The 16,551-nt window shown below is 40.9% G+C and carries 11 protein-coding genes; 6 read left to right on the forward strand and 5 right to left on the reverse strand.

The annotated features are described in order from the left end of the window. Positions 1–2 precede the first annotated feature (2 nt). The 5 genes from KDU71_RS06460 to KDU71_RS06480 form a co-directional block, all read right to left on the reverse strand. A complete protein-coding gene (locus KDU71_RS06460; RefSeq protein ID WP_212189101.1) occupies positions 3–803 on the reverse strand; it encodes an enoyl-CoA hydratase/isomerase family protein in 801 nt (266 codons plus the stop codon). Next, positions 784–2,385, reverse strand: coding sequence for a carboxyl transferase domain-containing protein (locus tag KDU71_RS06465; RefSeq protein WP_212189102.1), 1,602 nt, complete (start codon positions 2,383–2,385; stop codon positions 784–786). The genes KDU71_RS06460 and KDU71_RS06465 overlap by 20 nt, the downstream gene beginning before the upstream one ends. Before the next feature lie 217 nt (positions 2,386–2,602). Then, positions 2,603–3,244 carry a LolA family protein gene (locus tag KDU71_RS06470; protein WP_212189103.1) on the reverse strand — a complete coding sequence of 214 codons (642 nt, stop codon included), beginning with the start codon at positions 3,242–3,244 and terminating at the stop codon, positions 2,603–2,605. Between the two features lie 72 nt (positions 3,245–3,316). Then, a complete protein-coding gene (locus KDU71_RS06475; protein WP_212189104.1) occupies positions 3,317–5,776 on the reverse strand; it encodes an FtsK/SpoIIIE family DNA translocase in 2,460 nt (819 codons plus the stop codon). Positions 5,777–5,910: 134 nt separating this feature from the next. Next, the gene (locus KDU71_RS06480; RefSeq protein ID WP_212189105.1) at positions 5,911–6,591 is read right to left on the reverse strand and encodes a hypothetical protein; all 681 of its coding nucleotides are present in this window, start codon (positions 6,589–6,591) and stop codon (positions 5,911–5,913) included. Positions 6,592–6,911: 320 nt separating this feature from the next. Between KDU71_RS06480 and arcC the strand changes: the two genes are divergently transcribed. The 6 genes from arcC to KDU71_RS06510 all read left to right on the forward strand — a co-directional run bounded on the left by arcC (position 6,912) and on the right by KDU71_RS06510 (position 16,516). Continuing rightward, on the forward strand, positions 6,912–7,892 hold the full coding sequence (gene arcC, locus KDU71_RS06485; protein WP_212189106.1) for a carbamate kinase: 981 nt from the start codon (positions 6,912–6,914) through the stop codon (positions 7,890–7,892). Between the two features lie 135 nt (positions 7,893–8,027). Continuing rightward, a complete protein-coding gene (locus KDU71_RS06490) occupies positions 8,028–9,029 on the forward strand; it encodes an ornithine carbamoyltransferase (RefSeq protein ID WP_212189107.1) in 1,002 nt (333 codons plus the stop codon). Between the two features lie 104 nt (positions 9,030–9,133). Beyond that, positions 9,134–11,980: a S9 family peptidase gene (locus tag KDU71_RS06495; RefSeq protein WP_212189108.1), complete on the forward strand. Its 2,847-nt coding sequence runs from the start codon at positions 9,134–9,136 to the stop codon at positions 11,978–11,980. Positions 11,981–12,188: 208 nt separating this feature from the next. After that, the gene (locus KDU71_RS06500; RefSeq protein WP_212189109.1) at positions 12,189–13,043 is read left to right on the forward strand and encodes a mechanosensitive ion channel family protein; all 855 of its coding nucleotides are present in this window, start codon (positions 12,189–12,191) and stop codon (positions 13,041–13,043) included. Between the two features lie 229 nt (positions 13,044–13,272). Then, entirely contained in the window at positions 13,273–14,517 is a 1,245-nt protein-coding gene (locus tag KDU71_RS06505; RefSeq protein ID WP_212189110.1) for a radical SAM protein, read from the forward strand. 25 nt (positions 14,518–14,542) lie between these two features. Continuing rightward, positions 14,543–16,516 (forward strand): GNAT family N-acetyltransferase, encoded by a 1,974-nt coding sequence (locus KDU71_RS06510; RefSeq protein WP_212189111.1) that lies wholly within the window; start codon positions 14,543–14,545, stop codon positions 16,514–16,516. Positions 16,517–16,551 lie beyond the last annotated feature (35 nt).

Below are 16,551 nucleotides of genomic sequence, written 5' to 3' on the forward strand. Positions count from 1 at the left end.
TCCTATTTATTCCATTCAGCCAGGCGCTTTTCAAAAAATGCTTTTACGCCTTCTACACCTTCAGCACTGCTGCGTGCTTCAGCAATGGCACTGGTACATGTTTCTTTATTTTGAGATAGGCTGACTTGACTCATTTGATTAATAAGCTGTTTGGTTGTTGCCATGGCTTGTGGTCCGTTCCCTTTAAAGGCTTCACATAGCTCATCAATACGGGCTGGTATGTCTTTGCTGGCCATAATTTCGTGTACAAGACCAATCTGACGTGCTTTTTTTGCCGTAAAGGACGCTGCACTTAACATGAGCGCTCTGGCATGAGAGTTACCAATTTTGTTTATCACAAAAGGAGCGATGGTGGCCGGCACCAATCCAAGCTTAACTTCAGAAAATGCCATGCGGGCATCTTTATCAGACACTACATAGTCGGCAGTGGCCAATAAGCCCAATGCTCCGCCCATGGCATACCTTTCTACCCAGATAATGACTGGCTTTGGAAAGTTATTGAGCAGTTCAAAAGCCTCATAAAACAAGTTGGCATCAGCCAGGTTTTGCTCTTTAGTTTGGTTTAAACCTTCCTGCATCCATTGTAAATCGGCTCCTGAACTGAATACGCCTTCCGCTCCTCTGATAACAACTACCTTTTGCCGCTCATCGTCCTTTATCTTATTGAGGGCTTTTATGAGGCATGACAGCATACCTTTAGAAAGTGCATTTCGTTTGGTAGGATCGTTCAATAATAAACGACTGATGCCATTGGATTGATTCAGCTCTACAAGCGGTTTAATACTACATTCTAAAGACGCCATATTTTGTGTTTTGTGATTCGTTGTTATGAATAATCTCTAATACCAGGCTTGCAATGGAGCGCGTGGAGTCAGGCGTGATGATGCCATCATCCCACAAACGACTGGTACTGTAATAAGGTGAGCCTTCCTCTTCGTATTTTTTTAGGATGGATGCCTCAATTTTTCCCAGTTCTGCTTCATCAACAACCGTGTTTTGTGCTGCTGCCTGGTCACGTTTAAGGGTGGTTAATACTTGTGCCGCTTGTTTGGCACCCATCACGGAAATACGGGCATTGGGCCACATAAATAGAAAGCGAGGATCGTAAGCACGCCCAGCCATGGCATAGTTGCCGGCCCCGTATGAGCCGCCCATAATAATGGTAAAGTAAGGCACGGTTGAATTAGCCAGAGCATTCACCATCTTGGCGCCATCTTTGGCAATGCCACCATGTTCATAATCTTTACCTACCATGAAGCCGGTAATGTTTTGCAGAAATAGCATGGGAATACCACGCTCATTGCACAACTGGATAAAGTGTGTACCCTTCAATGCCGACTCTGAAAAGAGAATACCATTATTGGCCAAAATGCCGACTTGTTTACCTTCAATTCTGGCAAATACTGTGACTAGTGTAGTGCCATAGTCACTTTTAAATTCATGAAATTCACTGTTGTCAACCAGGCGGGCAATTATTTCACGCACATCGGGGAACGGTTTACCTGTTTCGGGGATCAGTCCACTTAATTCATTAACAGGGTTGCTTGGTTCTTGATTATCTTCTGATGTAATTGCTGGTTGCTTTGGCAAGGTTTCGATGATGTTACGGCAAATATGAATAGCATGCTCATCGTTATCGGCCAGATGATCGGCAACACCCGAAATCTGCGTGTGCACAGCGCCGCCTCCTAACTCTTCCGCACTCACCACCTCGCCGGTTGCTGCCTTTACCAATGGAGGACCTGCTAAAAATATAGTTCCTTGCTCCTTAACAATAATTGTTTCATCGCTCATGGCTGGCACATAGGCGCCACCAGCTGTGCACGAACCCATTACGATGGCAATTTGCGCGATGCCTTTGGCCGAAAGTCTTGATTGGTTGAAAAAGATACGACCAAAATCATCCCTGTCGGGAAATACCTCAGCCTGGTTAGGCAAAAATACGCCTCCACTGTCCACCATATATATACAAGGCAGTTGATTTTGCAGTGCAATTTCCTGTGCCCGAAGATGTTTTTTTATCGTTTCGGCAATATACGTACCTCCTTTTACGGTGGCATCGTTGGCCACAATCATTACCTGCCGGCCATGCACCTGTCCAATGCCGGTAACAATGCCCGCTGATGGAAATGCATCGTTGTACTGGCCATTAGCAGCCAGGGCTGATAATTCCAAAAAGTACGAATCTTTATCGAGCAGGTAATCGATACGCTGACGGACGCTTAGTTTACCTTTTTGCATGTGCTTTTGCATGGCTTTGAAACCACCACCTTCATAAACTTTTCGTAGTTTTTGATGGTACTCTTCAGCCAACAGCTTGTTTAACTTTTGGTTGTTGACAAACTCCAGTGAATCGGTATCTATAGTCGTTTTATACTTAAACATCTTTTATTCGCTATTCGCAAATAATAACCTTTTCACAGGGTAAATGTTCAGCTAAAAGAGAAAATATCTGAACGAATTTAGCTGAAGTATTTTGTTGAAGTGAAATACTAGCTGATTCTTAAAGTCTAACGCTTGTGTAGTAGTATTTCAGGAGGAAACATTAATAACAAAAAAGTCCGGCCGAAGCCAGACTTTTCACCTGAATATTTCTGTTTGGTTATCTCATATCAATAACATCCACATTAGGATTGGCTGCCTTGTCAAATACAAAAGTTTTATCATCAAATGGCTTATTGGTTGTCATGTTCTTCACAATCACTGTGTAGTTATTGCCATCTTTGCCCACCTGACGGATAGAGTATAGCTGCAAATCATCTTTTAATACTAAAAGTTTAATGCGCGAAAAGGGTTTGTCGCGATTAACCGGGTACAGGTCAATTTCGTGACATGCTTTTCCATTAGCCGTTCCTTCGGCCACATAATTAAAGGTATAGCCCTCTTCATAAATGGTAAAAATAGTTGCCGGGTTAAGCGTTTCTTCATCGTCCAAATCCGGAATCGTAATATTTACTTCATCAGCATCTATCATATGTGTATAGAGTATCCCGCCATCAAAATAGGTATCTACATCCATCAGGTTTACCTTGTATTTATTGCCTTTCAGGATGATATGGCCGTCATACACTTCGTTGATGTCTTCCTGCATATTTTCCAGGGAAAATGAAAATGTCGCTTCAATGGAAGTGTAAGCTTTTGTTTTTGCAGATAGCTGGTCAAGAATGGCTTTGGCTTTTTCTTGTGATTGAGCATTGCTAATTAGGCCGATAATAGCCAGTACCAGTGTGAAAATGTATCTCATATTAATCGTTTTTTTCATATGCTGTTTGTTTAGATGTGCTATAGCATTCAATAACTGTTCCAAAAATGGACTTTAATTAAATTGGGCCAGATGTTTTTCCAGTTCCAGTTCATCAGGTATGAGTACCTGGCGCGCTTTACTACCCTCAAATGGACCAACCACACCGGCGGCTTCTAACTGGTCGATGATACGGCCTGCACGATTATAGCCAATAGAGAAACGTCGCTGAATAAGAGAAGTAGATCCACTTTGATTAGCCACTACTACGCGGGCGGCTTCTTCAAACATGGGGTCACGCTTACTTAGGTCAACCTCTCCGGCGGCAGGCTCCGAACTGCTTTCACCAACATACTCTGGCAGCAGGAAAGCCGATGTATAGCCACGTTGCGAACCAATAAAATCGTTGATGCGTTCTACCTCAGGTGTATCAACAAAGGCACACTGTACACGCACCAGGTCGCTGCCTTGCGAAATCAACATATCACCACGTCCAATCAGTTGATTGGCTCCTGGTGAGTCTAATATGGTTCGTGAGTCAATCATAGAAGCTACTTTAAAGGCCACACGTGTTGGGAAGTTAGCTTTAATGACACCGGTAATAATATTGGTAGAAGGACGCTGGGTAGCTACAATCATATGAATACCTACCGCACGTGCCAGCTGGGCTATACGCGCAATTGGTAGTTCTACCTCTTTGCCGGCGGTCATAATCAGGTCGGCAAACTCATCGATAATGACTACGATGTATGGTAAGAAGCGATGTCCTTTTTCAGGATTCAATTGTCGTTTAACAAACTTATGATTGTACTCCTTAATGTTACGGGCATGGGCTGTTTTTAGCAGCTCATAGCGGTTATCCATCTCAATGGCCAGCGAGTTAAGCGTGTTCACCACCTTCTGTACGTCGGTAATGATTGGATCTTCCTCATCGGGCATTTTCGCCAGGAAGTGACGCTCTATTTTCGAATAGATATTCAACTCTACCTTCTTGGGGTCCACCATCACAAATTTCAACTGCGATGGGTGCTTTTTATACAATAGAGATGAGATGATGGCATTCAGACCAACCGATTTACCTTGACCGGTGGCACCAGCTACCAGCATGTGAGGCGCTTTGGCCAGGTCAATCACAAAGGTTTCGTTCGAAATGGTTTTACCTAATGCGATAGGAAGTTCATATTTTGTATTCTGGAATTTCTTGGCGCTTATGATTGAGCGCATCGCAACTACTTCAGGTTCTGAATTAGGCACTTCAATACCAATGGTACCTCGTCCTGGTATAGGTGCTATGATTCGAATACCCAAGGCAGCCAGTGAGAGGGCAATATCATCCTCCAGATTTTTAATCTTAGAGATGCGAACACCAGGTGCCGGAACAATCTCATACAAAGTAACGGTTGGTCCAACAGTAGCTTTGATGTTTTTAATCTGAATCTTATAGTCTTCCAGAGTTTTAACAATGCGGTTTTTGTTAGACTCCAGCTCTTCCATTGACACTTCCGAGTTGTCGGCGCTGTGATCGTCCAGCAGTTCAACACCCGGCAATTTGTATGATGATAAATCGAGCGTTGGATCGTAGTCGCCAAGCGGTTCGTTTTCGTAGTCGTCTGATAACTCTTCCTCTTCCACCTTTTCAATGGTTAAGTCCAGGCTCGCTTCATCATCCACCATGTTTTTATCAACTGTCGGTGAAAATTCTAATGTTGAACCAGCCATTGGTTCCTGGGGTGATTCAACGGGTGCTTCTTCTACCTGTTGAATTACTTCTTTCTCTTCCAGTTCGATTTCCTTATCAAAGCTCAACTCTTCAACTGGCACAGGAGTGGTTGTGTCAGGCTCTGTTACATCATTTGCAGACACATCACTGCCTGGCTCACTGACTGCTAGCTCTTCCTCTGCTTTTTGCTCCTTATTAAGCGGCTTACTTATAAAATGGAAAAAGGAATCAAAGGTGACAGACAGGTAAATAAGTAGTGTTACAAGGAGTAAAATGACAGTACCAACACCACCAATAGCAGCAGTTAGCCATTTACTCATGAAATAACCATGCGTTCCACCCAATAAAAGGTACTGGTCATTAACTGAACTGATAAATAAAAAGCCTAATGCCACTGACAACCATACTGAGATAACAAAACAGTGCAAAAAGGTTTTTCGCAGTGGAAGTACTCGAGCTCCCAATAAGCGGAAACCGATGACAAACAAGAGCAGTACTACTGAAAAGGCAGCAATGCCAATGCCTTGGTTGATGAATAGGTCGGCTATAAGTGCACCGCGATGCCCCGTCCAGTTCTTAACAGCAATGTCTGAGCTGGTGAATAGTTCCCAACGGTTAATATCAAATATACTTTTATCGGCAAACCCGGTGAAAAGGAATGAGAAAAAGGCCAGTAGGAAATAAAAGGCTACACCAATGGTGATAATACCCAGTATAAAGCGAAATTTAAAGTTCTTAAAATTGTCCTTTAATGCACTTAGTCTTCCTTTGGCTGATGTTTTCTGTGATTTGGTCTTCGTTTTCTTCTTTGCCATAAGATATGTTTGTTGTCCGAGGTCTTATTCAATCACAAAAATAATAAAACCACCACCAATAAGGTCATTCCTTTATTAGTTTTTAAAACTATGGCTTAAGAACAAATTATATGGGTCTTCTAAATGTATTACACTTATTGAATTAGTGAGCTAACAAGTTCTGCAATTTCACCCGAATCACTTTGAGTATAATTGTTAGGTGTAGCAAATTCTTTGTCATTTATCTTTTTAAGTTCTATGTTTTGAGCCGTAAATGTTAGATTTAAATCTTTATATGGCAGCGAAAACTCAAGTAAAACGCCCGGTATGTCATCAAACGGGCTGTTTTCTTTAGGGCGGTTAAATTTTACCTCTTCAGAGTAATACACTTCAATGTTTGGCGTATTACTGCCATTAAGATACACCAAAGCCTTGTTAGCAATCAGGCCTGCTATTTGTTTATGCGTATCATTTATAAACTCTACTCTTGATTCTCCGTGTTTCTCAAAAAGGAAAAGATGTTCACCAGTTTTATGATTATGGAACATACGTTTGTCAAACACTCTAAATAAGGTTGTTGCGCTGTCACCATTGGCTCTTGAGATGTATTCGAGGCTATAAAGACTGAGTTCGCCTTTTATAGAAACTTTATAGTTTTTGTTTTTGAAGGTGGTTTCCATTTTGGTAGGCAGGAAACTGGCATATCCTTTTTTCTGAATCTCATCGGGGTATGCAATTTTATAGTTTATAACTCCCTGGTTTTTCGGGGCCTGTTGGTTGATGTTACAAGCTGTGACAAACGCTGTAAGAAGTATTAAAACAAATAATTTTTGCATTGTGTTTTGGTTTGTAGATACCCTCAATGAGTTTAGGTCAAAAGTAATAATAATAAATGCTTCGGATATAATCGTTGACAAGGTAAAAACCATGATTGGTCAAAAACAAGCTTTTGATTAAGTATGGTTTATTCAGAAACGTTGTGCAGATTCTGATACTAAATTATCACGTACTTACAAATTGAAACCGCTGAAATATGCTTAATAACAGCTTATGCGGGATGAATGATAATAATCATGTATTAAATCACTAAAAGTTTGTTATATCGCAAAAAGAAGACCTAATAATTATAAACCAAGTAACTAAAATCTAAAAAACCATGGGCAAATTAGCAGTTATTGCACTTGGAGGAAATGCTCTGTTGCGTGACAATCAGGTTGGTACTATTGATGAGCAAGAGCAAAATACTACTGATACACTAGAAAATATCGTATTTCTGTTGAAGGAAGGCTACAACATTGTTATATCTCACGGCAATGGTCCGCAGGTTGGTAACATTGTGATGCGTAACGATGCAGGCGAACAAATGTATAATATACCTCAGATGCCATTAGATGTTTGTGTAGCTGATTCACAGGGAGGTATCGGGTATATGATTGAGCGTTCGCTCAAAAATGTGATGCGAAAGCACGGTATTCAGCGTAATGTACTTACCTTGATGACAACAGTGGAAGTAGATCCTAATGATGAAGCCTTTAAGAATCCAACCAAACGTATTGGTAAAATTGTTTCGAAAGAAGAAGCCGATAAGCTGGCACAGGAAAAAGGCTGGACCTTTAAAGAGGAAAAGAAAACTACGAGTGGCTACCGACGCGTGGTACCATCTCCTCAACCAAAAACTGTAGGCAACTGGGAAGTGATTGAGAAGAATGCCCGGGAAGGAACCATTATTATAGCAGTTGGTGGTGGTGGCGTTCCTGTTTACACCGATGAAAAGGGCGACATTCGTCCAATAGAAGCTGTTATCGACAAGGATTTGGCCAATTCTTTATTGGCGCGTCAGATTAAAGCAGATCGTTTCTATATTTTAACGGATGTACCATTTGTTTATACTAACTTTGGCGAGCCTGATCAAAAGGTGTTGGAATTCCTCAACGTGGAGGATACCCATAAATACCTCGAGGCTGGAACATTTGGCGAAGGAAGTATGGCTCCAAAAATCAAGGCAGCTCTTCAATTTGTTGAAGGTGGAGGCGATATGAGTGTGATTACCGAAGCCACAAAGCTGGAAGATAAAGCTTATGGTACAAAAATTACCACAGAGTACGACGAGGCAGATTTAAAAAAGTACGAGAAGTAAGATTAGATAGAGTACACTGTAAATTATGAATAAGTCATTGATATATAGAGTGGTTGTGGTAATTGATAATCAACTTTTTGTAACTAATGGCTTTGATAAATAAACCAAATAAATAACATATAAAAACAAAGAATTATGGCATTCAACCTTAAAAATCGGAACTTCCTGAAGTTGTTGGATTTCACACAGGAAGAGATTAAGTTTTTACTGAAGTTATCGCAAGATTTGAAAGCTGCTAAATATGCAGGTATCGAGCAACCACGTATGACCGGTAAAAACATTGCTCTGATTTTTGAAAAGTCATCGACACGTACAAGGTGTGCTTTTGAAGTAGCAGCTCACGATCAGGGAGCACATGTTACTTACCTAGGCCCTTCAGGTTCACAGATCGGACATAAAGAGTCGATGAAAGATACAGCACGCGTTTTAGGTCGTATGTATGATGGTATCGAGTACCGTGGATATGGTCAAAAGATTGTTGAAGAGTTGGCTGAGTATGCAGGTGTACCTGTGTGGAACGGTTTAACTGATGAGTTTCACCCAACGCAAATTTTGGCTGACTTCTTAACCATGATGGAGCACACAAGTGTGCCATTAAATCAGGTGTCGTATGCATACCTGGGTGATGCCCGTAATAACATGGCTAACTCATTATTGGTAGGTGGTGCTATCATGGGTATGGATGTACGTATTGTTGGTCCGGCCTCACTGCAGCCAGATGCTGACTTAGTGAAGCAGTGCCAGGAAATTGCTGAAAAATCAGGCGCAACTATTACTATCACAGATGATGTGAAAGAAGGTGTTGCAGGCTGTGACTTCCTTTATACTGACGTTTGGGTATCAATGGGCGAGGCTGATGAAGTATGGAAAGAGCGTATCGACTTGTTAAAGCCATACCAAATCAATAAAGAAACCATGGAAGCTACAGGTAATCCGGCTTGTAAATTCTTACACTGTCTGCCAGCATTCCACAACCGCGAAACAAAGGTGGGAGAAGAGATTTTCCAGAAGTTTGGTTTAGACGGAATGGAAGTAACTGAAGATGTGTTTGAATCACCTGCTTCAATTGTATTTGATCAGGCTGAAAACCGTATGCATACTATTAAGGCTGTTATGGTAGCAACTTTAGGCGCATAATACTTTTTAATAACAATATGAAGGCATCTCATCTGAGGTGCCTTTTTTGTTTCAAAAATGTCTAACGATTTTTCTATCTTCGGTATTTAAAACACATATTAACTATGCAGATATCTACAATTAAAACTACACTTATCTTATTATTTGCGTCATTGATTTTTGTCCCATCAATGGCAGACGAAAAAAAGCAGTTGGATGCATCCGTTTATGACGGATGGAAATCGATTGACAGAGGCTATGCTGTTTCTAACGACGGGAAATTTGTTTCGTATGTTATTAAGCCTCAAAAGGGCGATACATACCTCTATCTATACAATGTTGCCACCGAGGAGCTCGATTCAGTGCCAAGAGGAAAGTCTCCTGTTTTTTCTTATAGCAATCAGTTTGTTGCTTTTAATGTGTTGCCTCAGGCAGATAGTATTCGGGCATTGAAACTGGAGAAAGTCAAAAAAGATAAGTTGCCTAAAGATAGTTTGTTTATCAGGAACCTGTCTACGGGTGAAATGACTAAGATAGCTGATATTAGTAAGTGGAGTGCGCCAAAGAAAGGTGGTGATTGGGTGGCTTATTTGCTTGACAAAGAAGTAAAGAAAAAGGATGAGCCGAAGGATACCACCAAAGTAGAAGAGGCTAAAGAAGAAAAGAAGGAGGAAAAGGATAAGAAAGACAAGAAGAAAAAGTCTTTCAAGTCAAAGGGTAAGCCGCTGGTTTTCTACCGTCCATCCTCAGGTGATAGCCTTTATATCGAAAAAGTGAATCATTACACACTGGCCGAAGATGGTTCGGCAGCTTATATTGTGCAAAGTATTGGTGATACAACAGAGGTGTCAAAGGTGCTTAAATTTAATCCACAGAGTTTTACTGTTGATACCCTATTTAAGCAAATTGGTAAAGTGGAGAAGATTGCCAGCGCTTATGATGGCGCACAGTGTGCCTTCTTCTTTTCGCCAGATACAGCTGATGTAAAAGTATACCGTTTATATCATTTCACTCCTAAAATGAAGGTGCCTCAAATGATCATTGACACGCTACATGTTGCATTACCTACGGAATGGGCTGCACGCACAAAAGGCGATTTGAAGTTCTCAAGAAATGGTGAACGCCTGTTTTTCGAAGCTGGTTTGCGACCATCTCCCGAACCAAAGGATACATTGGTAGCTGATGAAAAAACGCATGTTGACATCTGGGGCTGGAAAGACATGGATATTCAGCCGATGCAGAAGAAAAATCTGAGCAAAGAAAAAGACCCGAGCTACAATTGTGTATACCACATCAAGAAGAAACAAGTGGTGCAACTGGCCGATGAGCAAATTAAATCGGTTGAAGTGTTAGATAAGGGCAACGGCAATATCGCCATTGGCTATGACAGTGCCCCCTATCGTTGGGCCAGAACCTATTCAGGGCGCTGGGCGGCTGATATCTATAAAATTGATATTATCACTGGCCAAAGAACTCTGTTGGTGCGCAATCATTCGGGGGAAGAGGCTGTAGCTGAAAATGGTAGCTGGATTGCATACTATAACGCCAATGATGGTCAGTATTACTCAGTCAATATAAAAACCGGAGCCAACGCACTGATATCTAAAGGGGCTAATGTTAGTTTTGCTGACGAGCTGCACGATACACCTAATGAAGCTAGAGCCTATGGTATTGAAGGCTTCACCAGCGATAATAAATTCCTGGTTGTATATGATCGTTACGATATCTGGAAGCTCGACTTAACTGGTAAAACGGATGCTCAATGCCTGACCAATGGAAATGGACGTAAGCATACAACCGAGTATCGCTATGTGAAGCTCGATAAAGAAGAAAAAACAGTTGATCTGGCAAAAGATTGGTTACTAACTACCTTTAACGATTTAAACAAGCAATCTGGTTTTTCAAAGCTATCATCAAAGGGCATTGAGGAAATTATGATGGGGGATTATCGGGTATACTCACCCATAAAGGCGAAGAAAGCCGATGTAATGTTGTGGCGTAAATCCACATTCACTCAATACCCCGAATTGCGATTGAGTAAGGGAGATTTAACTCAATCAAAAGTTATTAGTAATACCAATCCTCAGCAAAGAGACTACGTTTGGGGCGATATTCAGCTGGTCGATTGGGTGGCGTCTGATGGTTTAACACACCAGGGATTATTGATTACACCGGAAAATCTGGACCCAAATCAAAAATACCCGATGATTTCATATTTCTATGAGCGCTACTCCGATAACTTGCATGGATACAGAGCGCCTGCTCCAAGTCGTTCTACCGTTAACTGGAATTTTTATGCCTCCAATGGTTACATCATATTTGTGCCAGACATCTTTTACCGCGATGGCGATCCTGGACTGTGCGCCTACGAGGCTGTTGTTAGTGGTTGCCTGGCCATGGCTGATCGTTTTTCTTTTATTGATCGTGAAAATATGGGGATTCAAGGTCAGAGCTGGGGTGGCTATCAGGTGGCGTACCTCGTAACACGTACTAACCTGTTTAAAGCAGGTATGGCGGGCGCACCTGTAAGTAACATGACCAGTGCCTATGGGGGGATCCGCTGGGGATCGGGTATGAGTCGTCAGTTTCAATACGAAAAAACACAGAGCCGCATTGGTGGAACCTTATGGGAAAAAACCAATAAATATATCGAGAACTCACCCGTGTTTTTTGCCCCTCAGGTGGAAACACCTTTGTTGATGATGCATAATGATAAGGATGGTGCTGTGCCCTGGTACCAGGGAATTGAGTATTACATGGCCCTGCGCCGTTTAGAAAAGCCGGTTTGGATGCTGGTCTATAACGATGAAGAGCACAACCTGACGCGACGTGCCAATTCAAAGGATTTGAGTATTCGAATGATGCAGTTTTTTAATCATTATTTAAAAGGTGCACCCATGCCAGTGTGGATGCATGATGGTATTCCAGCTGTTAAAAAAGGTAAAGAGCTTGGCTACGATCTGGTTGAGTAAGAAATAATAAAAGACTTGAGTGAAGCCCTCATCATTTTTTTTGATGGGGGCTTGTTGTAATATTAAGGTAGTGAGTTGATTAGTGTTTATTTACTATGTCAGTTAACGAAATTTGCTTTTGGTGTATTTGTATTTGACTAAATAATGTAAATTGCCAAGGCAATATTATTAGAATTAAGTTTTATAACACACAGTATATCTGTTAGATATGGAGGAATATGCGCTTGTTATCAGAGTAGGTGGGGCATTAATAATTGCGTTTTTACTTAATTTCCTGTTACGACGGATTATTAAGCTGTTTATTAATCGCTACGCCAAGCGTGTTTCTGCGGATGCTACCTCGTTTTCATTTTTAAAGAATTCGGTTGGTTTCATTATATTTTGCGTTGCGGCTATCTATATATTGCAGTACGTGCCTGGCCTCAAGCAGGTGAAGACGGCTCTGTTTGCCAGTGCAGGTATTTTTGCTGCCATCATTGGTTTTGCCGCGCAAAAGGCCTTTGCCAATATTATTGGTGGTGTCTTTATTCTTATATTCAGACCATTCAGGGTGGGGGATGTCGTTTTTATTGGAACAGAATACAGAGGAATTGTAGAGGAAATAACCTTGCGACACATTATCATTCGTAATTATGAAAACAGGCGTATCATTATTCCTAATGGTATTATTAGTGATGAAACCATCGTCAATAGTTCAATATCTGATTCACGGATAAAGAAACACATTGAGTTTACCGTCGATTTTAACTCAGATATCGAAAAAGCCCACAACATTATCAGGGAGGAAGCGGAAAAGCACCCATTAACATTAGACGTCCGCAAGCCAGAGGATGTAGAAAAAGGGAGCCATAAGGTGATTGTACGAACCATAGAATTAATGGAGTATGCCATTAAGTTAAGAGCCTATGTATGGGCGAAAGATAGTGATGATGCGTTTATTATAAATTGTGATTTGAACAATATTATTGTGCTTCGCTTTAAGGAGGCAGGAATTTCTATCCCTTATCCTTACCGAAATGTAATTATCCAGCATGCCAACAGGCAGGAGGGAGAGTCGTTATAATACTGTACATTGAATACCTCTAAAAAAAAGGAATGATAACGACTTTTCATAGAAATAAAATTCTGTATAACATGAGAAAAATGCTCATGTTCCTCATTATCTTCTCAGAACTATAATTGCGATAATAATGGAAGGTGCCCATTATTCGGTAAGTAGATAATCTAATGCCTAGTTAGTTCACTACTTGTGCGCCTAGTTGTTTTGTACAGTCATTTTCTTTTTCCTTTTAATGGAAGCAATTTATAGTTGGTTAAACTCTCTGGTCAATAAAAACAAGAGTGAGTTTGCAAAGTGGTCGTCAATTAATTGGTTGAACCCTTACAGTGCTTCAGACTATGAAGCTCAGAGAACTGTTTTACTAGAAAAACTCGATAGCAGTATCTTATTTAATGCCACCAAGCCTTATCATCAGCAAATATCTAAAGGTTGCTCAATATGTGGAGCAGGCCAGTGGAGCTGTTTATTTATCACTAATAAATGTAATGCAGCATGTTTTTATTGTCCGGTGCCGCAAAATGATGATGAACGTCCATCTACCCAAGGGCTAGATTTTAATAATGCCATGGAATATGCGGCTTATATTAAGCATTTTGACTTCAAAGGTGTCAGTTTTAGTGGGGGAGAGCCATTGCTGTTCTATCAGCGCACAAAGGATTATCTGAAAGCAGTAAGGCAACACTGTAAGGACGATATTTACATATGGATGTATACCAATGGCTTGTTGGCGGATGCTCAAAGAATGGCAGAGTTGGCCGATAATGGACTCAATGAGATACGTTTTGATATAGGGGCCACTAATTTCTCGCTGGATAAAGTAAAGCTGGCGAAGGGTATTATTCCGAATGTGACCATTGAAATTCCAGCTGTGCCAGAGGAGAAAGAACAATTGATAGCTATGTTGCCTGCTATGAAGAAGGTTGGTGTCACTAACCTGAATCTTCATCAGATGCGATTGACACAGCATAATGCCAGTAAATTGCTCAAACGCGGCTATACCATTATTAATGCAGAAAGGCCATTGGTGCTAGAATCTGAAATGGCTGCATTGGAAATACTTAACGCTGCAAGAAACCAGGATATGGAAATAGGGATTAATTATTGCTCCTTTCATTATAAGCACCGTTTTCAGAAGGCAGGTTATCGTCAGATGCTGGCACGTGAGTTGTACCCACCTGAAATGATTACTTCAGCAGGTTATGTGCGCGAATTTTCTGGAAATGCCATTGCCTATAAATTAGTTAAACTAGTGACAGGTAACAGCATAAATGGGGGTGCGAAGTCAACCAGGCTAGATAATAAATTATGGAACTACGAAGAGTATTACATATTAAAAGAGGAGAACCTTTCATTGACATTACAAGGCAAAATCGAAGCTTTGTTAGCTGCTGAACCAAGTGTGCCTCCTGCTGATAGCCTTCTATTTCGTATCTGGCAACTCGAATATATTGAATCCGGCTTAAGGGCCTATTTTTAATCAGCAATTGAATAGTATTGCTAAAATGACAGCATTAAATATAAGAAAAGCCACATCCAGTGATTTAGTTTTTCTCCTTAGGCTCGAAAAAGAAGCCTTTCCGGTATTCCAGCAAACGTCAGCTAATAATCTGAGGCATGCCATTAAAAGTCCTTTTCAGGAGGTGTTGATTGTGGAAAGCGGACGCCCACACAAGCAATCCATTGCATGTGCTATTCTGTATAAGTACAAACACACTTTACGCATTTATTCCATTGGTGTTTGTAAAGATTATCAGCAGAAAGGAGTTGGGGAATATATCCTTTGTCACATTAAAGAAATGGCCAATAGGTTGTATTTCAAGAAAATAATATTGGAAGCAAGTGCCGATAACATACAATTACTCCGGTGGTATGAAGCGAAAGGCTTTGAAAAGAAAGATATTCTGGAAAATTATTACGGGGAAGGCCGCCATGCCTGTAAATTGGTTATGAGCATCGGCCGTGAGTCAGGACAAACCAACAACTTGATTGTCATAAATCATCCCAATGTTTGGAAAGATACATCTGTCAATGCAAGAATTGTCTCGGTAAAAGAGTATATCAATAATCCGACTTATCAGAATGGTTCAGGATTCAGGGTGTTTAATCTTTGTAGCTCATACAAGTATCAGAGCTACGGCTATTATGTGTCCCTTTTAGCGTCAGCCCGTGGACAACGGGTGATACCGAGTAATGCGACCATTCGTGATTTAAGAATTAATCTTGTGATTCAGTCTGCAGCCTACGAAATTGATGAACAGATGAATCGTTTGCTTAGCAAGTCTGACGCCAGCCAGTTTTCATTGAATGTATATTTCGGACAAACCCCCGATAAGACTTATAAGTCTTTGGCATTGAGCTTATATCAGTTGTATGAAGCCCCTTTGTTTAAAGTCACATTTGTCAGACACGAGCGATGGCTAATAAAGGATATCAAGGTGTTAAATATAAAAACAGTGCCAAAAGAAGATGAGTCAACCATGTATGATTTCGCCAATCGCTTTTTTAAAAAGAAGCGTTATAATTTTCCGCGATTGACGAACTTTAAGTATGATTTGGCCATCCTGGTGAATCCACAGGAAGAAAATCCACCTTCGAATGATGAGGCTTTGCAGAAGATGAAAAAGGCAGCCAACCGAAAAGGTGTATATGTTGAATTTATAACTAAGGCTGATGTGGATAAGCTTAATGAGTTTGATGCCTTGTTTATCCGCGAAACCACCAATGTGAACCATTATACCTATGAAATGGCTCGACTGGCCTATGCCGAAGGATTGGTTGTACTGGATGATCCCTGGTCTATACTTCGATGTTCCAACAAAATTTATCAGAATGAACTCTTCCGGAAGAACAAGATAAAAACGCCAGAAACACTGGTGTTGACTAAAAACTTTTTTGATAAAAATCAACTGGACCAATGGAAGTACCCAATGGTGCTAAAGCAACCAGATAGTGCCTTCTCTTTGGGTGTTATTAAAGTAGAATCAACCGAGGAGGCCGAAGCACAGTTGCTGAAACTGTTTAAGAAATCGGATATGATTGTATGCCAGGAGTTTTTGTATTCAGATTTTGACTGGCGGATTGGCATTCTGGATAATAAGCCGCTTTATGCATGCAAGTATTATATGTCGGGCAATCATTGGCAGATATATAATTGGGATAGTGCAGAAGATGACAAGGCTGGTGCCCATGAAACCTTAGCTTTAGAGGATGTGCCTGATGTGATTATTCAAACAGCTCAAAAGGCGGCTTCATTAATTGGAGATGGCTTGTATGGTGTTGATCTTAAGCTGGTGGACGATGTGGCTTATGTTGTAGAGGTTAACGATAACCCGAATATTGATGCTGGTATTGAGGATTCACTGCTCGAAGGCAGGTTGTATGAGCAATTGGTCGATGCCTTTATTAATCGTATAGAGCAGGCTAAAAACGTGAGCAAGATTAATTTCTCAAACGATAGAGTATCTTCAAAATACTAGTTGATATGCCTCAAAAAAAAGACCGGCTCACGCTT

The sequence above is a fragment of the Carboxylicivirga sediminis genome (genome assembly GCF_018156225.1).
Taxonomy (GTDB): Bacteria; Bacteroidota; Bacteroidia; order Bacteroidales; family Marinilabiliaceae; genus Carboxylicivirga; species Carboxylicivirga sediminis.

Bases quoted from the DNA above. Each gene is read 5' to 3' on its own strand.
- KDU71_RS06480 (WP_212189105.1), bottom strand. From the start codon at position 6,591: ATGCAAAAATTATTTGTTTTAATACTTCTTACAGCGTTTGTCACAGCT.
- KDU71_RS06465 (WP_212189102.1), bottom strand. From the start codon at position 2,385: ATGTTTAAGTATAAAACGACTATAGATACCGATTCACTGGAGTTTGTC.
- KDU71_RS06510 (WP_212189111.1), top strand. From the start codon at position 14,543: ATGACAGCATTAAATATAAGAAAAGCCACATCCAGTGATTTAGTTTTT.
- KDU71_RS06500 (WP_212189109.1), top strand. From the start codon at position 12,189: ATGGAGGAATATGCGCTTGTTATCAGAGTAGGTGGGGCATTAATAATT.
- KDU71_RS06505 (WP_212189110.1), top strand. From the start codon at position 13,273: ATGGAAGCAATTTATAGTTGGTTAAACTCTCTGGTCAATAAAAACAAG.
- KDU71_RS06475 (WP_212189104.1), bottom strand. From the start codon at position 5,776: ATGGCAAAGAAGAAAACGAAGACCAAATCACAGAAAACATCAGCCAAA.
- KDU71_RS06460 (WP_212189101.1), bottom strand. From the start codon at position 803: ATGGCGTCTTTAGAATGTAGTATTAAACCGCTTGTAGAGCTGAATCAA.
- KDU71_RS06470 (WP_212189103.1), bottom strand. From the start codon at position 3,244: ATGAGATACATTTTCACACTGGTACTGGCTATTATCGGCCTAATTAGC.
- KDU71_RS06490 (WP_212189107.1), top strand. From the start codon at position 8,028: ATGGCATTCAACCTTAAAAATCGGAACTTCCTGAAGTTGTTGGATTTC.
- arcC (WP_212189106.1), top strand. From the start codon at position 6,912: ATGGGCAAATTAGCAGTTATTGCACTTGGAGGAAATGCTCTGTTGCGT.
- KDU71_RS06495 (WP_212189108.1), top strand. From the start codon at position 9,134: ATGCAGATATCTACAATTAAAACTACACTTATCTTATTATTTGCGTCA.